This window comes from Streptococcus equinus, assembly GCF_900104225.1.
In the GTDB taxonomy this organism is placed as follows: domain Bacteria; phylum Bacillota; class Bacilli; order Lactobacillales; family Streptococcaceae; genus Streptococcus; species Streptococcus equinus_D.
In genome coordinates this window covers 246,420-264,364 of sequence record NZ_FNJK01000002.1, presented here as the reverse complement: position 1 = coordinate 264,364, position 17,945 = coordinate 246,420, and the positions used below count along the sequence as shown (strand labels likewise).

The window sequence follows — 17,945 nt, the reverse complement described above, 5'->3', positions numbered from 1 at the left end:
AAATTTATTTCAAACAAAAAACAACCCTTGAAAAACAGCTCTGCTATTTTCCAAAGATTGTCTAAAACTATTATTCGCTAATGGCGTTACCTGTGTAGAGTTGGTAGTAACGGCCTTTTTGAGCGATTAATTCGTCGTGGTTACCACGTTCAATGATGCGTCCTTGTTCAAGAACCATAATGCAATCAGCGTTGCGAACCGTTGATAAGCGGTGGGCAATGACAAAGGTTGTACGACCTTTCATAAGAGCGTCCATACCTTCTTGAACGTGAACTTCGGTACGCGTATCGATTGATGATGTTGCTTCATCCAAAATCAAAGCAGGTGGATTTGCCACGGCTGCACGCGCAATCGCAAGCAATTGACGTTGACCTTGAGACAGGTTACTTCCGTCACCTGTCAAAACAGTATCGTAACCTTCAGGCAAGCGTTTAATGAAATCATGCGCATTTGCCAATTTTGCAGCATCGATACATTCCTCATCGGTCGCATCCAAACGTCCATAACGAATATTATCCATGACTGTTCCTGTAAAGAGGTGTGTATCTTGAAGCACAATCCCTAAACTGCGACGAAGATCTGCTTTTTTGATTTTACGGATATTGATGCCATCGTAATGAATCTTACCTTCTTGGATATCGTAGAAACGGTTAATCAAGTTCGTAATAGTTGTTTTACCAGCACCAGTTGAACCGACAAAGGCAATCTTTTGGCCAGGTTCTGCAAAAAGATTGATGTCATGAAGCACCATCTTATCATCATTGTATCCAAAGGTAACGTCTGTGAAAGTCACGCGACCTTCTTGCTTGTGATAAGTCACTGTACCATCTTCATGTGGATGTTTCCATGCCCATGTACCAGTAGCTTCTTCAACTTCTTGAAGATTACCATCAGCATCTTCTTTGGCATTAACCAATTCAACATAACCTTCATCAACTTCTACTTCAGCATCAAGCAGTTTAAAGACACGATTGGCACCAGCCATCGCCATAACCACTGAGTTGATTTGTTGGCTGATTTGAGTAATTGGGTTAGTAAATCCACGGTTCAAAGCCAGGAAAGAAACCAAAGTTCCCAAAGTCAATCCAGCATAACCATGAAGAGCTAAAACAGCACCCAGCATTGCACAAAGAACATAAGATAAGTTACCAATATTAGCAGATACTGGCATCAAGATGTTAGCAAAGATATTGGCATTTGTAGCTGAATGACGAAGTTCTTGATTGAGTTTACGGAAATCTTCTTTCGCACGTTCTTCGTGGTTAAAGACTTTAACAACTTTTTGACCATCCATCATTTCTTCGATAAAACCATTGACACGACCAAGGTCATTTTGTTGGTCATGGAAATATTTAGATGATTGCGCAGCGATTTTACGAGCTACATAAAGCAAAACAATAACCATGAAAACTGACAAGGCTGACAATGGCACATTTAGAACTAACATGCTGACAAAAGTTGTCAAAATCGAAAAGCTTGAGTTGACCACTTGCGGGATACTTTGTCCAATCAATTGACGAAGAGTATCAACGTCATTGGTATAGATTGACATGATGTCCCCGTGAGCATGCGTATCAAAGTACTTGATTGGCAAGCTTTCCATGTGCGTAAAGAGGTCAATACGAATACGGCGCATTGTTCCTTGTCCCACATAAACCATCAAACGGTTATAAGTGTAAGTACTTGCTACCCCGATGATTCCAATAATGATTAATTGGAAAATGGCATGTGCTAAACCAGAAAAGTCAGGATTTTTTGCAGCTAAAAGAGGTGTGACATAACTATCAATCAAGGTTTGCATGAACAAACTAAAACGAACCATACAAAGCGCAGCAATTAGAATCAAGACAAAAACAGCCATGAATCGCCATTTATAATTCTTAATCACATAAGCCAAAACGCGTTTTAGTGTGGCTTGTTTGTTCACTTCTTTTTTAGGTTGAGACATTAGTTATTACCTCCTTCCTCATCAAAATCCCCGCTACCTTGTTGTTGAACCTCGTTGATTTCACGGTAAATAGCGTTTGTTTTAAGCAATTCATCGTGACTAGCAAAACCTGAGATTTTACCATCATCAAGGACCAAAATTTTATCAGCGTGTTGCACACTTGAAATACGTTGAGCAATGATGATTTTAGTTGTTCCAGGAATGGTTTCTTCAAATGATTGACGGATATTAGCATCTGTCGCAGTATCTACGGCACTTGTTGAATCATCCAAAATCAAAACTTTTGGTTTTTTCAGCAAAGCACGAGCGATACAAAGACGTTGTTTTTGTCCACCTGAGACATTACTTCCGCCTTGTTCAATCCATGTATTGTATTTGTCAGGGAAGCGTTCGATAAATTCGTCTGCACAAGCTTGGCGACAAGCTTCCATACATTCTTCGTCAGTCGCATTTTCATTCCCCCAACGAAGGTTATCAAGAATAGTACCTGAGAAAAGGACATTTTTTTGAAGCACTACGGCAACTTGGTCACGAAGAACTTCCAAATCGTATTCGCGAACATCGTGTCCACCAACTTTAACTGACCCTGCATCCACATCATAAAGACGAGAAATCAAGTTAGCAAATGATGTCTTACCAGAACCAGTACCACCGATAACACCGATGATTTCACCAGATTTGACACTAAGGTCAATGTCAGATAACACTTCTTCTCCACCACCGTGTTTGTATGAAAAATGCACGTGGTTAAACTCGATGTTTCCATTTGGAACTTCCATCAATGGATTTTCAGGGTTTACGATATCAGCTTTTTCATTAAGCACTTCTGCAATACGTTCGGCACTGGCTGTACTCATTGAAATCATGACCATAATCATTGACAACATCATTAGTGACATCATCATGGCAAAAATATATGACATCAATGAAGTCAATTCCCCAGTTGTCAAACTACCATCAACGATAAACTGTGCCCCAAACCATGACAAGCAAATAATACATGTAAAGATGATAAACATCATGACTGGCACATTAAAGATGATAATTTTTTCAGCTTTTACAAAAAGACGATAAATATTCTCAGCAGCCTTCGTGAATTTTTTATTTTCATATTTTTCACGTACAAATGCTTTCACCACTCGAATGGCTGAAATATTTTCTTGAACACTCGCGTTCAAATCATCGTATTTACGAAAGACGTAATTGAAAGTTGTCATAGCCTTACGCATGATAAATAAAAGCGCTGCTCCTAAAATCAAAACTGCAGCAAGGAAAATCAAACTCAAGCGACGATCCACCACAAAACACATAATCATACTAACAATGATTGTCAGCGGTGCACGCACAACGATACGAATAATCATTTGATAAGCATTTTGAACATTTGTAACGTCTGTTGTCATACGAGTGACAAGACCAGCTGTACTGTATTTATCAATATTTGAAAAGGCGAAGGTTTGAATATTTTCATACATTCCTTCACGCAAATTAGCGGCAAATCCTGCTGAGGCTTGCGCAGCGAATTTACCAGCCAAGAAACCTGTTGTCAAACCACATGAAGCAAGAACCAACATTAAAATTCCGTACTTCATGGCAACAGCTAAATTCCCAGCTTGTACCCCTTGGTCAATTAACTTAGCAATGACAAAAGGGACTGACATATCGAAGAAAACCTCTAAAGCTGCACACAAAGGAGCTAATAAAGATGGAGCTTTATACTCCTTAACTTGAGCTAAAAGAGTTTTAATCATTCTCGTCACCTCTTTCTACAACATTATAATAAGCTCGTTCGAGCAATGAATGAAATGTTTCTTGATCTTTATCAAAAAAGCCTCTAATGATATCGTCTTCAGACTCTTCCAAGTGACCACAAACCAGCATAATCAAGTCCAAGCCCTTATCAGAAATACGCACTTTCTTGATACGCTTGTCTTTTTCATCCTGACCTGTAATAACTAATTCCTTTTGTTCCAAACGCGAGATAATCCCAGCCATGGTTGGTTGCGACACTTCAAATTCTCTCTCTAATTCCTTATAAGTACAACAATCCTTGTCATCTTTTAAGTACAACAACACCCAAGATTGCATAATAGTAATGTTATAAGGCTTCAAGAAATTATTCATGTTTTGTTCCAAACGATGCGCAATTCGCTTAACAAGCCAACCATATGGAGCATTTTTAGGATTCATAGTTACCTCCGACAATAAAAAAGCAAGTCCCTAAAAAACATCCGTCAGAATTTGTAGACATTTTTTAAAGTTTGCTAAACATTTCATTTTATTCCATTCATTATTATAAAACTTTGAGTCAAAAAGTCAATAGCCTGCTATTGATTTTCAAAAAACTAAAAAATGATATGCAAACTTATCCAAAATTAGCATATTGCCAATCCCAGACAGCTGCATACCATTAAAGAGTTACCCTTCTTTTTCGTGAGATAGTTTCAATCGTTTGTTGCTATAACATAATCCTACCATGGCTAATAGAAAAACAGCTAAGCCAATAATGATAAAACTATAAGCCGAAATACTACTTCTTATCAAAGTCATCACTAAAGTTCCTAATGGCATAAATAGAATCGCTAAAGTATAAATACTTGAAATCACTCGTCCCATATACTCATTAGCGACACGACTTTGAACTTGACTAAAGAAATGAATATTAAAGATAGTTTCAAAAAGATTGTAAAACAACACTCCAGAAAAACTCAAAAAAATAGGCAAACCTGTTAAGGGTGAAATAGCCAAAACAGTTATTCCTAGCCCGCTAAACCCTAATGCCCATAATAATGCTGATATCGTATTAGGAACTCTTTTGGACACTATCGCACCGAAAATAGAACCAACTGCCGATAAACTAAGGAGTGTCGCATAAGCACTCGACATTTTAAAAATACTAGAACTAAAAGGCAATAAATAAGTCAGCATTGCCAAGAAAAGATTTACCGTTGTAGCCATTATCAAAAGAAAAAATATCTCTTTTTGAGCAACAATATATAAAAATCCTTTCCAAATATCTTTAAGAATCTCTCTAGATGTTAAATTCTGTCTGATTTCGTGTCCAACATAGTCAACATGCCTAATCATCAGCAGACAAAGAAAAGAAATCCCAAAAGTCAAACTATCCACAATTAAAGTCCAACGAATCCCCAAATAATGGTAAATAAGAAATCCTAATAGAGGTGAACTCACCTTAATGATTTGAACAGAGGTTTCTAAATACGAATTATAACTAACAAGCTTCTCTTTTTTGACAACCTCAGGAACATAAGCTCGATAAGCTGGGTTAGAAAAAGCATTCGATACAGCAAGCAGCATATTTGCCAGAATCAAACCGTATAACATCAAGCGATTACTAGGAATAAATGCCAAGATTACACACAGCAAAGCACAAAGTCCATCAGTCCAAAGCAAAATCTTGCGACGCCTAAACCTATCTGCAATTGCTCCACCAAATGGATTAAGGATAATAGCAATCACAACTTCGACAATTTGGTAAATTCCCAACATCTTTTGTCCAAAACTGCCCATGGACGCAATCCAACTGCTATTCCCATAATCATATAAAACATCTCCAAGTTTGTTAACTGCCCTACTTGCTAAAAGTTTTAAACTGTTTTTCTCCACTTTCATCCCCCTTAAATCTTTTCCATTACTATAAATGAGATTTTTAAGGGAATAAAAAAATTCCCGAATACGAGAATTTTTCATTTTAAAACTTTTTCCATATGAGATTGATAGTGTTTCGCGTGATTGATAGCACCAGTCACTTCAAAACAAAAAATGGCATTTTTCATATCATCTATCCCGCTGAAATCACCTTTAGCATATTTTAAGAACCCCTTTTCGTAGAGAAAAACCGTACGGTGATAAGCATTTCGCTCATTTGACAATAACTTTTCAGCTTCTTTCTCAAAAAAGCTCGCTTCCCCTAATTCCCCACGCTCTGTGCAAATCTCTATCATATTAATCAAGGTGCATTCAACCAAATTTCGATTCGTTGAAATCTCAGAATAATAATCGACTCGTTTCAGAATTTCTCTAACCATGCGACTCATCAAAGGAGTTGGATAAAAGGTGTAAAAATTACCAATTAAGATTAAATCACCAATTTCCCAGTTTTCTTTTTGAAAGAGGTAATCAATCACAAAATCCAAATCCTCTTTTGACATAGTACGAGTGTCGTCGCATTGGCAAATCATGCCTCGAAAGAGAATGATATTAAGCTTTGCTTGGATATCAGTAAAATCTTTTTCAAGTTTCTTTTGTTCCTCTTGAATCATTTTCTCCAAGCCTTGAACATCCTTCTGATAATGGTAAACAGCCATTTGAGACATCAATTTCTTCTGTCCCAGTTTTTTGTAGTTATTGGCTCGATTCATGAATTCATCAAGTGAAAGTTGAATGGCTTGCAAGGCTAGAAGAAATTTATTTAGAGAAATATCGGACTCACCTCGTTCAAAACGCGATAGCTGTGAAATGGATAAATCATCGCAGGCTACCTGCTTCAAAGAAAAACCACGATTGATTCGAGATTCTTTAAAGATTGGTCCATAATCTTGCATAAATTCTCCTTTCCCCACTTCAGCATTGCACTCATTAGGTCAATTTCACCCCTCAACTTTTTCGCTGAGTTCTTCCCATTCTAACATGAGGTTTTCTTGTTGTTCAGTTAATTCATCAAGTTCTTTTTGAAGATCAACAAGTTCTGTTGCATCATTTGTAGCCAACATAGCTTGATTGATTTCTTCTTCACGCGCCTCAATCTCTTCTAATTGATTTTCGATTTCAGCAATGCGACGTGTGAGCTTACGAAGTTCTTTCTGGTTAGCTTTTTGGGCTTGATAATCATTTGCGGGCGCTTTTTCAACAACCGTAGCTGTCTTTTCTTGTGCTTCTTCAGCTTTCAAGCGTTCCAATTCTTCAAGCTCTGCTTTTTTCTCAAGGTAATAATCATAGTCACCTAGATAAAGTGTTGAACCTTCTTCAGAGATTTCAAGCACTTTCGTTGCCACACGGTTAATGAAATAACGGTCGTGACTGACAAATAAAAGTGTCCCGTCAAAATCAATCAAGGCGTCTTCCAAAACTTCCTTACTGTCGATATCCAAGTGGTTGGTTGGTTCGTCAAGGATAAGGAAGTTATTATTTTGCATTGACAATTTAGCAAGCAATAGTCGAGCGCGCTCACCACCAGAAAGCATACTAACAGATTTCTTAACATCGTCACCAGAGAAGAGAAAGGCTCCCAGGCGATTTCTAATTTCCACTTCTGGTGTTGTTGAAAAATCATTCCATAGCTCATCAAGGACAGTATTGGTACGTGTTAAATTGGATTGTGTTTGGTCATAGTAACCCACTTCAACGTTAGCGCCATAAGTCGATGAGCCTTTAATAAATGGAATCTGACCCACAATTGATTTAATCAAGGTTGATTTTCCGATACCATTTGGTCCAACGATGGCAATGGCATCAAATTTCTTGACATCAATGTTGATTGGTTCTGACAAGATTTGGTCATCATAGCCAATCGCTGCATCTGCTACTGTCAATACAACGTTTCCTGACACTTTATCAGCGTGGAAAGTCATATTAGCTGATTTTTGACCAGCGGTTGGTTTGTCCAAGCGTTCCATTTTTTCCAATTGTTTACGTCGAGCTTGAGCACGTTTTGTCGTTGAGGCACGCACAATGTTACGTTGAACGAAGTCTTCTAACTTAGCAATTTCTTTCGCTTGTTTTTCATAATTTTTGGCTTCGAGCGCTAATTTCTCAGCCTTCAAATCCATAAATTTAGAATAGTTTCCAACGTATCGATCAAGCGAATGTGTTGTCAAATCGAGAGTCACTGTTGCTACTTTATCTAGGAAATAACGGTCGTGGCTGACAATAATCAATGCGCCTTGATAATTGACCAAGTAATTTTCAAGCCAAGCAATTGTTTCAATGTCCAAGTGGTTGGTTGGTTCGTCAAGTACAAGAAGTTCAGGCTTTTCAAGCAACATTTTAGCAAGAGCCAAGCGCGTATTTTGCCCACCAGACAACTCAGAAATCTTCATTTGCCACATCGATTCATCAAATTTGAAGCCGTTTAAAATGGCTTTGATTTCTGCCTCGTAAGTGAATCCACCTTTAACACGAAATTCTTCTGATAAACGGTCGTAATCCGACATCAATTTATCAAAAGCATCACCTGTTAGCTCTGCCATTTGCATTTCCATCTTACGAAGACGAGATTCCATGCTACGCACATCATCAAAAACGTGCAACATTTCATCAAAAATGGTATTTTCTGACTCAAAACGGCTATCTTGCGCCAAATATGACAAACTCAAGTCACGTTTTGTATTGATTTCACCTGATGTTGGTGCTTCTTCACCGACTAAAATTTTAAGCAAAGTTGATTTACCAGCACCATTTCGCCCAACAAGCGCAATGCGGTCTTTTTCATCAACTTGAATATTAATATTGTCAAATAAGACATCGCCCGAAAATGAGCGTTCAATTTTGTTTCCTTGTAAAATAATCATAGTTCTATTTTAACAAATCCTCACTCGTTAAACTAGGATAATATCAAAAAATCTGCTCAAAGGAACAGATTTTCGTATGTTTATATTTTATTGATTATAAATTGATTGAACTTTTTGGATATCGACATCTTGAATGCCATAGTATGAACCTGACGATTGCATAACTGATTCTTCCTTATCATCATGGTCAAGTCCAATAGCGTGGCCCAACTCATGTTCCGCAGTGTAAACAATTCGATTGTGCGTATAACCATAATCTTTTTCAAGCAGATAATAAGTATTTAACTTCACATCGACATGCGTAATCTGATTAGTCAACGCATTTGTCTCTGTTTCAGCTAAACCAGCTGCTTTTGAACTTGCATCCGAATATTCAGTTGCAACAATATCTGCTGAACTCTCATCACTAACAAGTGTAAAGGTAAATGCCCCAGTGGCATTCCAAGCATTAATCGCTTCTTCATAAGCGTTAACTAGCGTCTTATTAGTTGTTTTAATATAAACATTAGCCGAATTGCTAGACCAACGAGCACCAGAATAATGAGTAAAATCATCTGTTGACAAGTCTTTTAAATTATTAGCAATATCATCTTTATTAGCATCAAAGTACGTAACGACACTATTAGCAATATTTGAAATGGAATTTGCTAACTGAGAACTGCTGTTATTGGCGTAATAAAGAAGGCCAAAACATAAAATGGCAATCAGAACAATCGTCTTAATAATTGCCCAGAAAAAATTCCAGATAATATTGATTATAAGGCTGGGAATAAAAAAGATAATCTTAAAAATTGTTCTCATACATACCCTTTCTTTCTAGAATTCTAAGCAATAACAAATTACCTCGGGCTTTAGTATAACAAGCCCAGCTTAAAAAAACAAGAAAAAATAAACATTTCGGTACACAACAAAAAAGAAGCTAGTAAAAAAACTAGCTTCAAATTATTTTTATCTCACTTCCATAACGACTGGTAAGATAGCTGGGCGACGTTTGGTTTGGTCGAAGAGGAATTTAGCCACTTCATCGCGGACAGCTCCCTTCAATTCACCCCAGTCAAAACTATCTTGTTCAAGATAGTTTTCAACGGTTTGGTTAACCAGTTCAGCTGATTCACGAAGAATATCACGGCTCTTCTTAACGTAAACAAATCCGCGCGTGTGAATTTTCGCTTTTGATACAATTTTCTTCTCACGTTTATTAACAGTTAGTGCAACAATGAAGATACCATCTTCTGACAAGACTTTACGGTCACGAAGTACGATGTTACCAACATCACCGATGGCATTACCATCAATCATGACATCACCAGCTGGGACGCTTCCTTCATGGTTGAAACCATTTTTACCAAGAACCATGACATCACCACGTTTGACGATGTAGATGTTTTCAGGATACATACCAACTTCTTGGGCCAATTCAGCATGAGCCGCCAAATTGCGGTACTCACCTTGAACTGGGAAAAGGTATTTGGGTTGAAGAAGGTTAAGCATCAACTGCAAATCACGACCGTTGGCATGACCTGAGACATTAAGAGTCTTCGTAATAAGGTTAACTGTACCACCAGCTTTGTAAATCAGATTTTCAACACGCGCAACAGCTGCTTCTTTTGAAAGACTTGGTGTTGTAACGATGTAAACCAAATCACCATCTTTAATTTGAACATAACGGTGACGACCAAGAGCCATTTTGTGCAAACCGTTGATTGGTTCACCCATACGACCAGCTTCTAGGATAATCAATTCGTGATCTTCGTATTTATGCATGTCTTTTGGTTTGATGATTAATTTTTCATCAACCAAACGAAGACGCTTCATGCGGATAGCTGTGCGAACAATATTTTCAGCATCAAATCCAGTCAAGACCACACGACGACCGTATTCAGCAGCTGAGTCAAAGACTTGTTGAATACGCACAAGGTTTGAAGCAACCGCAGCGATAATCACACGGCCTTCAGCGTCAGCAATGGCGCTATCCATTTCAGCAGCAACTTCTGCTTCACTAGCTGTCATTACATGGCTTGTAGCGTTAGCAGAATCAGAAAGAAGGGCAAGAACACCTTCACGTCCAATTTCTGTCAAACGTCCCAAGTCAGTGCGGTAATATTTACGCGCAGCTTGGTCAAATTTGAAGTCACCAGTGTAGACAATATTTCCTTCATCAGTACCAACAACAATCCCCAAACTTTCAGGAACTGAGTGTGTTGTTTTGAAGAATGAAATTGTCGCATCCGCAAATTCAATTTCTGTTTCAGCATCAATAACATGGAAGTTATTGAATTTTTTAACGTTATTGTTTTTCTTAACGAAAAGCTTAGCTAACTCAATAGTCAGTGGTGAACCAAAGACTGGCGCTTTGAATTCTTGCAAAATATAAGGCAAAGCTCCAATAGCATCGGCGTGCCCGTGTGTCAAGAAAATCCCTTGTACACGTTTTTTGTTTTCAATTAGATAATCAAGGTTTGGAATCACTTCATCCACACCAAGTTGCTCATTTTCAGGATACTTCAGTCCAGCATCCAAAACGAAAATTGAGTCATTAACTTCTACCACATAGAGGTTTTTCGCATTTTCACGAACCCCACCTAGGGCAATAATTTTAATATCGCTCATGACGATGTTTTCTCCTCTTTTTTATTTTTTTATACGTGCAACTTAATTGCTTATGAATTTTACTAACGGTCCTTGCCTCCAAAAAGGTTAGCAAGTCGAATTACAGCAATTTAATTGTAACATATTTTCAGAAGATTTTCTTCTTTGTGATTTGGAAAAGTTACTTGGGCACATAAAAAAACGCCCGAGGGCGTTTCATTTTATTCAAATAATTGATAGTAATCAGCAATTGCCAGTTGGGCTTTTTCGTCTTGATTAAGATCTTTGATGATTTTACCATCTTTCATAACAATCAAGCGATTTCCATATTTAAGAGCATCTTCCATATGGTGGGTAATCATGAGCGCAGTCAATTGGTCACCCGTTACAAATTCATCTGTCAAGTTCATCAAAGACACGCTTGTTTTAGGGTCAAGTGCTGCGGTGTGTTCATCGAGCAATAGCAATTCTGGACGTTTCAGCGTAGCCATCAAAAGGCTGAGCGCTTGACGTTGCCCACCTGATAAAAGACCCGTTGGAGTATCTAAATGTTTTTCAAGACCATTACCAGTTCGTGCCACAAGTGCTTTAAATTCATCTGTGAAAGCATGGATTTTTCGTGGCAAGAGACCACGTTTTTCACCACGGTATTTGGCAATCAAAAGATTTTCTGCCACCGTCATACGCGGTGCTGTCCCCATTTTAGGGTCTTGAAAGACACGCGCAAGATAATTGGCACGTTTTTCAGCAGGCAGATGCGTCACATCTTTTCCAAGGATTGAAATGCTTCCGCTAGTTAACATCAAAGTCCCAGCAATCACATTGAAAAGAGTTGATTTACCAGCACCATTTCCACCTAAAATCGTTAAAAAGTCATGTTCATAAATGGTCAAATTCACATCGTCAAGGATTGTTTTGACCTCATCAAGACCATTATTAACTTGAACGGTTGCATTTTTTAATTCGACAATTTTTTTCATCGTGATAAGGTCACTCCTTTAAAGAATTTATTTTTAAGAACAGGAACCATAAGACAAATAGCTAAGACAATGGCACTGAATAATTTGAGGTAGTTGGTATTGAAACCAAGGGCAATCACACCTGTGATTAAGAATTGGTACAAAATTGACCCAACCACGATAGCAATCAAACGTTCAAGTAGTGTCAAACCAGTTGAGTAAAGTACCTCACCGATAATGATACTTGCAAGACCGATTACAATGACACCAATCCCTTTTGACACATCAGCGTAGCCATCTTGTTGACTAACAAGCGCACCAGACAAAGCAATCAAACCATTTGAAATGGTAAGTCCCATAACTTCCATACGGTCAGTATTGATTCCAAAACTCTTTGCCATATCACGGTTATCACCAGTTGCGATGTAAGCTTGACCAAGACGTGTGTATAGAAAGAAAATCAACGCTGAAATGACGATTACCACTGCCAAAAGACCGATTACCAAAAGATTTGTACTGTCAGCAAATGGAAGCAAGGCTTGCAAAGGTTTGATGTTAAGCAAACCTAGGTTGGCACGTTTCATAACCATAAGCATAACGGAGTTACATGACGTCATTACCAAAATCCCTGCTAAAAGCGTTGGAATTTTTCCTTTAGTATAAAGTAGACCAGTAACAAGACCAGCTAAACAACCCGCAAGCATACCTGCCAAAGTAGCTAACAAAGGATGTGTTCCGTGATTCATCAAAGTAACAGCTACTGCTCCACCAAGAGGGAAAGAACCCTCAGTCGTCATATCTGGAAAATTAAGAATTCGGAAAGTCAGGTAAATTCCTAAACCAAGAATCCCCCACAAAAGTCCTTGTGAAACTGACGAAATAATCATATGATGTTTTCTCCTTCTCTCCTAATTTTCATCTGCTTTGACAGCTACAGTTGCTTTTGAAAGAACGCTGTCTGGAATCGTAATTCCTAGTTCTTGTGCTTCTTTTAAGTTAAGGGTTGGTGTACCAGTATTAACGATATTAACCGGTACGTCAGATACTTTTTTGCCTGCTAGTAATTTAACAGCAATCTTAGCTGTTTCAACACCCAAATCATATTGGCTTTGAGCAACTGAAGCGATACTTCCTTGTTCAACCATGGTATCCACACATGAATAAACTGGAATTTTCGCTGCATTAGCTGAGTTAACAACCGTTGTGAAGGCTGAGGCAATCGTATTATCTTGTGGGACAAAAACAGCATCGACTTTACCAGTCATGACAGACATGGTTGTTTTAATTTCATTGGTTGATGGGACAGCGTACTCGATTACATTGATACCAGCTGCTTTAGCGTACTTTTTAAATTCAGCCACTTGAGATACAGAATTATCTTCGCTACTAGCATACAAAACTCCGATTGTTTTTGCGTTTGGTGTAATTTCTTGAATCATCTCAACCGTTTGTTTAATCGGCACTTGGTTAGAAACTCCTGTTACATTTCCTTCCGGTTTTTTCAAATGCTTAACCAATTTTGCTCCGACTGGGTCTGAAATAGCTCCCATTACAACTGGAATGTCTTTGGTTGCTGAAGCTAGTCCTTGAGCAGCTGGTGTGGCAATCCCAATAACCACATCATTTTTAGCATGAACCAATTGTTTACTCATGGTTTGGATTTTACTTTGGTCACCTTCGGCATTTAAAACGGTAATCTTCGCATTTGCTTTGTCGTAGCCAGCATCAGCTAAGCCATCTTCAATCCCTCTTTCGATTTCATCAAGAGCATCGTGGGTAACATATTGTAAAATACCGATTTTAATATCTCCATTTTTTGCTGACTCATTTTTTGTCTGGTCATAAATCATTGAACCAGCAACTAAAATAACAAGGGCAATAAGTGTTCCAATAAGTGCTTTATTTTTCATCTTTTTCTCCGTTGAATGCTTTATTATTAATTTACTAATGTGTAATCCCGATGAGTCAACTAAAAAGAAAAGCGTCTAGTAAAAACTTACTACACGCTTTTTTATCTTGTAACTAAGATTAGCGCATAGATACTTTTTAGAAGTACTCCAAAAGTCGTATCTATGCCATAACATAAACACAACTTTTACATACGCCAACTTTGCCAACTTGTAAGAGTTTGTGTCATGTTCATATCTTAGCTTCCTCCTGTGTTTTTTAATAATTATAACCTAAATTCTGAAAATTTCAACCTCTTTTCGAAATTTTCTTATTTTTATTCAAAACACAAGAATTTTTTAGTGAAATTCCTAATTAAGATGCTTGATAAAGCTTCTAATAACCTTTGGAAGAGTGTGATAAGAATAAGGTTTATAGAGTCTCTCCTTCCATGTATGAGCACCAATACCGTAGACCCCTAAATCTACAGCAGGAATATCGAGACTCCTGATTGTCTCAACTGGCAAAGGATAAATAGCATCCATCAAAGGAAAATTAGCCTTCAACTTGTCAATGTCTTCTAAGCTTTCTCGCATAGCAAGATAACTTGAATCACTTAAGAATGGGAAAAAACGTCGTTTCACGAAATGTTCTTGAGGAAATTCTGCCATCACTTCTTCAAGAGCTCGGTCAACTTCACTACCTAAATCAACATAATTATGAGGGCAAAACGGTGGTGCTAAAAAGACAATTACTTTTGCTTCATCTGATTGTGTCTTAGCTTCCAAGTAATCAATTAAATCAAAGCCAACTTCTCGTTTATCATAATCTCCAATGCTTTCGAAAAACTCTCTAATCAAAGTTTTGGTATCATACCCTTTTTGTTCTAAGGCATCAAGATATTGGGCAAATGTCGTCACATCGATATCATGTGAGATACTGCTGTGAATGTGACTTCTTTCAGAATAGGCTTTAAACCGTTTACGATAGGTCATTGACAACTCTTGAACCACTTTTTTACTTGCTTCAAGTAAAATTTGTAAGACATCATCTGCACTCTTTTCATAAAGAAAAGTATTGAAGTAAAGATTAGCACGCTTGTTAGTTTGTACATTATAGAAGTCTTTACAATCACGTTGAAGCAAGGCAGAACTAGGTAAAATGTCTTCGTTGTCAATTGTTTCAACTAAATCAAGGTTGGTATTGATTTTGAGATTAATAGCACTCGATATTAAAGTCGCATCAATCCCCATCAAGCAACTGCCGACATGTGTTTCTCTCCCTTTAATATAAAAACATGTCAGCATTTTCCCAGCAGCGCCCGTGTAGATATATTTCTTCTCATCACCGTCATATGAAGGAGAAATAAAATCCGTATTAACCGCTGCTTGAAACTCATAACCTGCTTGACGAAGACGTAACAGTTCACTTGAGGCCTGGATGGCACCAGTATGGTCATTTTCCTCAACACAATTGGTCATCAAAAGTAAATTGCAAGGAAGTTCATCTGGATGTTCCATATAGTAGAAAAGTGTCGCAATATTGACTGCATCTCCTGATTTCATATCAAGCATTCCGCGACCAAACAACCAGTCACCAGATTTAGCTTGCTCTTGAATAAGTGGGTCTTCGTCATAGTTTTTAAAGAACTCTTGAAGCGCATCTGAATCATTGGCGATGCCTTTTATAGGACCATAATCTTCAATCCCAACAGTATCCATATGAGAATGCAGGATTACTGTCTTTGATGTTCCAGCTTTTTTAAGCAATGCAAAATTATTTTTACGTTTTAAGGAATCATCTTCTAAAACTTGTTGCCAAACACACTCAGGGTGAGCTGTAAAATATGGCGCTGACTGCACCAATTCATAGATAGCATCAGCCAAATTGACTTCGCCTTCTGTACCATTAACTGAAAGTATAGACACCAAATATTTAGCAATGGATTCTATACGTTCTGGCGTGCTCAATTCTTCAATGGTTTCAAATTTCATGATGATACTCCTTCAAAATAGCAACTGCATTTTTAACCGTTTGAACTTGCAAGGTATTCAGACTGTCTTGACTATAAAAGGCAGAATGAGGGGTTAAGATAACATTATCTCGTTTAAGAAATGGATTATCTGAAAGGTCTGGATTTTCACTCTCTAAAACATCCAATCCCGCACCGATTACTTTTCCCTCATCTAACGCTTCAATCAGTGCTGCTTCATCCACAAGACTACCACGCGCCACATTGATAAAAATCACTGGTTTTTTCAACTTCTTAAAGAAGTCCCGATTAAAGAAATGCTCGTTAGCCGAATTAGCAAACAAATGCAAACTGATGACATCTGCCTCAGCTTGAATGGTTTCAACTGAAACCAATTTGACGCCAAGCTCATTTGCCACTTCATCAGGAATAAAAGGGTCATAAGCTATCACAGACATTCCAAAACTTTTTGCACGTTTAGCAACTGCCTGTCCGATTCGACCAAGACCGAAAATAGCCAAGGTTTGCGAAGAAAGACGCTTCACTTCGCCAGCCTTTTGATAACTCCAAAATCCTGCTTCTATGAATTTGCTATGTATAAAGAGTTTTTGATTTAAAGCAAGCAGGAGAGCAATCGCATGGTTGGCAACATCTTCTGTTGAATAAGCTCCTAAATTGCGAACAGCAATGCCCAACTTTTCAGCATAGTCAGTATCAATGGTATTTGTCCCTGTTGCATTAACTGCAATCCCCTTTAAGTCAGGAAATTTCCCTAAAATATCTTCCTTAAGTGGAAGAAAAGCTGTCAAAAGCACGTCCACACCAGACATTCTTTCAATAAACTCATCTTCATTGATATAAGGATAAACAGTAATTTCGCTATCAGCAGGTAAAAGTTCCTTTAAAAGGTTAACTTCGATACTCAAATCACGCTCCGCCAAAACATTTGGATAATCAGAAATTAACACTTTTAACATGATCTTTCTCCTTTAAAATAGCATCTACCTCACTAACTAAATGGTGCATTTCTTGTTTTGTACCAATGGTGATACGAACAAAGTCTTTGACTTCTTCTGTCTCGTAGTGACGAACCAAGATATGGCGTTCACGTAATTTTTCATATAATTCCTCCCCTGAAATCAAACGTGAAGACGCATAGACAAAATTCGTCTTACTGTTTAAAACTTTAAAGCCTAAAATACGAAGAGCAGATGTCAAGTAATCACGATTGTCGATAATTTCCTTGACATGTCTTTCAAAATGAAATTCATCTTCTAAACTTGCTATCGCCACTTCTTCTTGTAACAAACTCACATTGAATGGATTAACCGCCATCTTTAAATCTTCCATATCTTTGATGAGTTCTTTACAAGCAACCGCGTAACCAATCCGACCGCCAGCTAATTGACGCGATTTTGAAAAAGTACGAACAACAATAACATTTGAAAATTCCTCAACCAACTTAATAGCTGTTTCTGAAGCACCACCAAAATCAATATAAGCCTCATCAACAATAACCAGGCGCTCTGGATGCGAAGCAACCAATTTCTTGATGGCTGATAAAGGTTTTAAAAATCCTGTTGGTGCATCCGGATTAACAACTAAAACGGCATGTGGAAGATCTTCATAATCTGATAAATCAACGCGTAAATCTTTTGTTAAAGGCACTTCTAATGCTTCATATCCATACGTATCCGCATATCCTTTGTAAAACGGATAAGTCACTTTTGGAAAAGCAATTTTGTCCCCACGATCAAAAAATGTCCTAAAAATTAAATCCAAAACATCATCTGCCCCTGTTCCAACAATGATGTTTGCTTGGTCAAGTGAATGTAGCTGAGCTAATTTTTGACGTAATTTATGTTGACATGGATCGTTATAATAATTTAAGGTCTGAGCATTCTTCAAAACCTCTAAAACACGAGGACTAGGTTCCTGTGAACTTTCATTGGCGTTTAATTTAAGATAATCATCCCCAAGTTGTTCACCAGGCTCATAAGCGACAATAGTTTCAAATGATTTAGCTAAAAATGTTGACATAACAAACTTTCTAAATTGTT

General features: G+C 37.8%; 14 protein-coding genes. All 14 read right to left on the bottom strand.

The window, feature by feature from the left end:
* Positions 1-70: 70 nt before the first annotated feature.
* The 14 genes from BLP98_RS04035 to hisC all read right to left on the bottom strand — a co-directional run bounded on the left by BLP98_RS04035 (position 71) and on the right by hisC (position 17,925).
* Positions 71-1,948: an ABC transporter ATP-binding protein gene (locus BLP98_RS04035; RefSeq protein WP_074482031.1), complete on the bottom strand. Its 1,878-nt coding sequence runs from the start codon at positions 1,946-1,948 to the stop codon at positions 71-73.
* A complete protein-coding gene (locus BLP98_RS04030; protein ID WP_074482030.1) occupies positions 1,948-3,699 on the bottom strand; it encodes an ABC transporter ATP-binding protein in 1,752 nt (583 codons plus the stop codon). The genes BLP98_RS04035 and BLP98_RS04030 overlap by 1 nt, the downstream gene beginning before the upstream one ends.
* Positions 3,692-4,138: a MarR family winged helix-turn-helix transcriptional regulator gene (locus BLP98_RS04025; RefSeq protein ID WP_074482029.1), complete on the bottom strand. Its 447-nt coding sequence runs from the start codon at positions 4,136-4,138 to the stop codon at positions 3,692-3,694. The genes BLP98_RS04030 and BLP98_RS04025 overlap by 8 nt, the downstream gene beginning before the upstream one ends.
* Before the next feature lie 228 nt (positions 4,139-4,366).
* Positions 4,367-5,575, bottom strand: a complete 1,209-nt coding sequence (locus tag BLP98_RS04020; protein WP_093815401.1) for an MFS transporter — start codon at positions 5,573-5,575, stop codon at positions 4,367-4,369.
* An 80-nt stretch (positions 5,576-5,655) separates the two neighbouring features.
* A complete protein-coding gene (locus tag BLP98_RS04015; protein WP_074482028.1) occupies positions 5,656-6,513 on the bottom strand; it encodes an Rgg/GadR/MutR family transcriptional regulator in 858 nt (285 codons plus the stop codon).
* A 45-nt stretch (positions 6,514-6,558) separates the two neighbouring features.
* Complete coding sequence (locus tag BLP98_RS04010; protein WP_074482027.1) at positions 6,559-8,478, bottom strand: ABC-F family ATP-binding cassette domain-containing protein; 1,920 nt, start codon at positions 8,476-8,478, stop codon at positions 6,559-6,561.
* A gap of 87 nt (positions 8,479-8,565) precedes the next feature.
* A complete protein-coding gene (locus BLP98_RS04005) occupies positions 8,566-9,279 on the bottom strand; it encodes a matrixin family metalloprotease (protein WP_074482026.1) in 714 nt (237 codons plus the stop codon).
* A 147-nt stretch (positions 9,280-9,426) separates the two neighbouring features.
* Complete coding sequence (locus tag BLP98_RS04000; protein WP_039697111.1) at positions 9,427-11,088, bottom strand: ribonuclease J; 1,662 nt, start codon at positions 11,086-11,088, stop codon at positions 9,427-9,429.
* Between the two features lie 200 nt (positions 11,089-11,288).
* A complete protein-coding gene (locus BLP98_RS03995; RefSeq protein WP_074482025.1) occupies positions 11,289-12,047 on the bottom strand; it encodes an ABC transporter ATP-binding protein in 759 nt (252 codons plus the stop codon).
* The gene (locus BLP98_RS03990) at positions 12,044-12,913 is read right to left on the bottom strand and encodes an ABC transporter permease (RefSeq protein ID WP_039697113.1); all 870 of its coding nucleotides are present in this window, start codon (positions 12,911-12,913) and stop codon (positions 12,044-12,046) included. Before BLP98_RS03990 ends, BLP98_RS03995 begins: the two co-directional genes overlap by 4 nt.
* A gap of 21 nt (positions 12,914-12,934) precedes the next feature.
* On the bottom strand, positions 12,935-13,936 hold the full coding sequence (gene trpX, locus BLP98_RS03985) for a tryptophan ABC transporter substrate-binding protein (protein ID WP_074482024.1): 1,002 nt from the start codon (positions 13,934-13,936) through the stop codon (positions 12,935-12,937).
* A gap of 348 nt (positions 13,937-14,284) precedes the next feature.
* Positions 14,285-15,907: a zinc-binding metallopeptidase family protein gene (locus BLP98_RS03980; RefSeq protein WP_074482023.1), complete on the bottom strand. Its 1,623-nt coding sequence runs from the start codon at positions 15,905-15,907 to the stop codon at positions 14,285-14,287.
* Positions 15,897-16,862, bottom strand: coding sequence for an NAD(P)-dependent oxidoreductase (locus BLP98_RS03975; RefSeq protein ID WP_074482022.1), 966 nt, complete (start codon positions 16,860-16,862; stop codon positions 15,897-15,899). Before BLP98_RS03975 ends, BLP98_RS03980 begins: the two co-directional genes overlap by 11 nt.
* The gene (gene hisC / locus BLP98_RS03970; RefSeq protein ID WP_074482021.1) at positions 16,840-17,925 is read right to left on the bottom strand and encodes a histidinol-phosphate transaminase; all 1,086 of its coding nucleotides are present in this window, start codon (positions 17,923-17,925) and stop codon (positions 16,840-16,842) included. Before hisC ends, BLP98_RS03975 begins: the two co-directional genes overlap by 23 nt.
* Positions 17,926-17,945: the final 20 nt, after the last annotated feature.

Excerpts from the sequence above, each read along its gene's own strand:
- BLP98_RS04035 (WP_074482031.1), bottom strand. The coding sequence starts at position 1,948 with ATGTCTCAACCTAAAAAAGAAGTGAACAAACAAGCCACACTAAAACGC.
- BLP98_RS04030 (WP_074482030.1), bottom strand. The coding sequence starts at position 3,699 with ATGATTAAAACTCTTTTAGCTCAAGTTAAGGAGTATAAAGCTCCATCT.
- BLP98_RS04025 (WP_074482029.1), bottom strand. The coding sequence starts at position 4,138 with ATGAATCCTAAAAATGCTCCATATGGTTGGCTTGTTAAGCGAATTGCG.
- BLP98_RS04015 (WP_074482028.1), bottom strand. The coding sequence starts at position 6,513 with ATGCAAGATTATGGACCAATCTTTAAAGAATCTCGAATCAATCGTGGT.
- BLP98_RS04010 (WP_074482027.1), bottom strand. The coding sequence starts at position 8,478 with ATGATTATTTTACAAGGAAACAAAATTGAACGCTCATTTTCGGGCGAT.
- BLP98_RS04005 (WP_074482026.1), bottom strand. The coding sequence starts at position 9,279 with ATGAGAACAATTTTTAAGATTATCTTTTTTATTCCCAGCCTTATAATC.
- BLP98_RS04000 (WP_039697111.1), bottom strand. The coding sequence starts at position 11,088 with ATGAGCGATATTAAAATTATTGCCCTAGGTGGGGTTCGTGAAAATGCG.
- BLP98_RS03995 (WP_074482025.1), bottom strand. The coding sequence starts at position 12,047 with ATGAAAAAAATTGTCGAATTAAAAAATGCAACCGTTCAAGTTAATAAT.
- BLP98_RS03990 (WP_039697113.1), bottom strand. The coding sequence starts at position 12,913 with ATGATTATTTCGTCAGTTTCACAAGGACTTTTGTGGGGGATTCTTGGT.
- trpX (WP_074482024.1), bottom strand. The coding sequence starts at position 13,936 with ATGAAAAATAAAGCACTTATTGGAACACTTATTGCCCTTGTTATTTTA.
- BLP98_RS03980 (WP_074482023.1), bottom strand. The coding sequence starts at position 15,907 with ATGAAATTTGAAACCATTGAAGAATTGAGCACGCCAGAACGTATAGAA.
- BLP98_RS03975 (WP_074482022.1), bottom strand. The coding sequence starts at position 16,862 with ATGTTAAAAGTGTTAATTTCTGATTATCCAAATGTTTTGGCGGAGCGT.
- hisC (WP_074482021.1), bottom strand. The coding sequence starts at position 17,925 with ATGTCAACATTTTTAGCTAAATCATTTGAAACTATTGTCGCTTATGAG.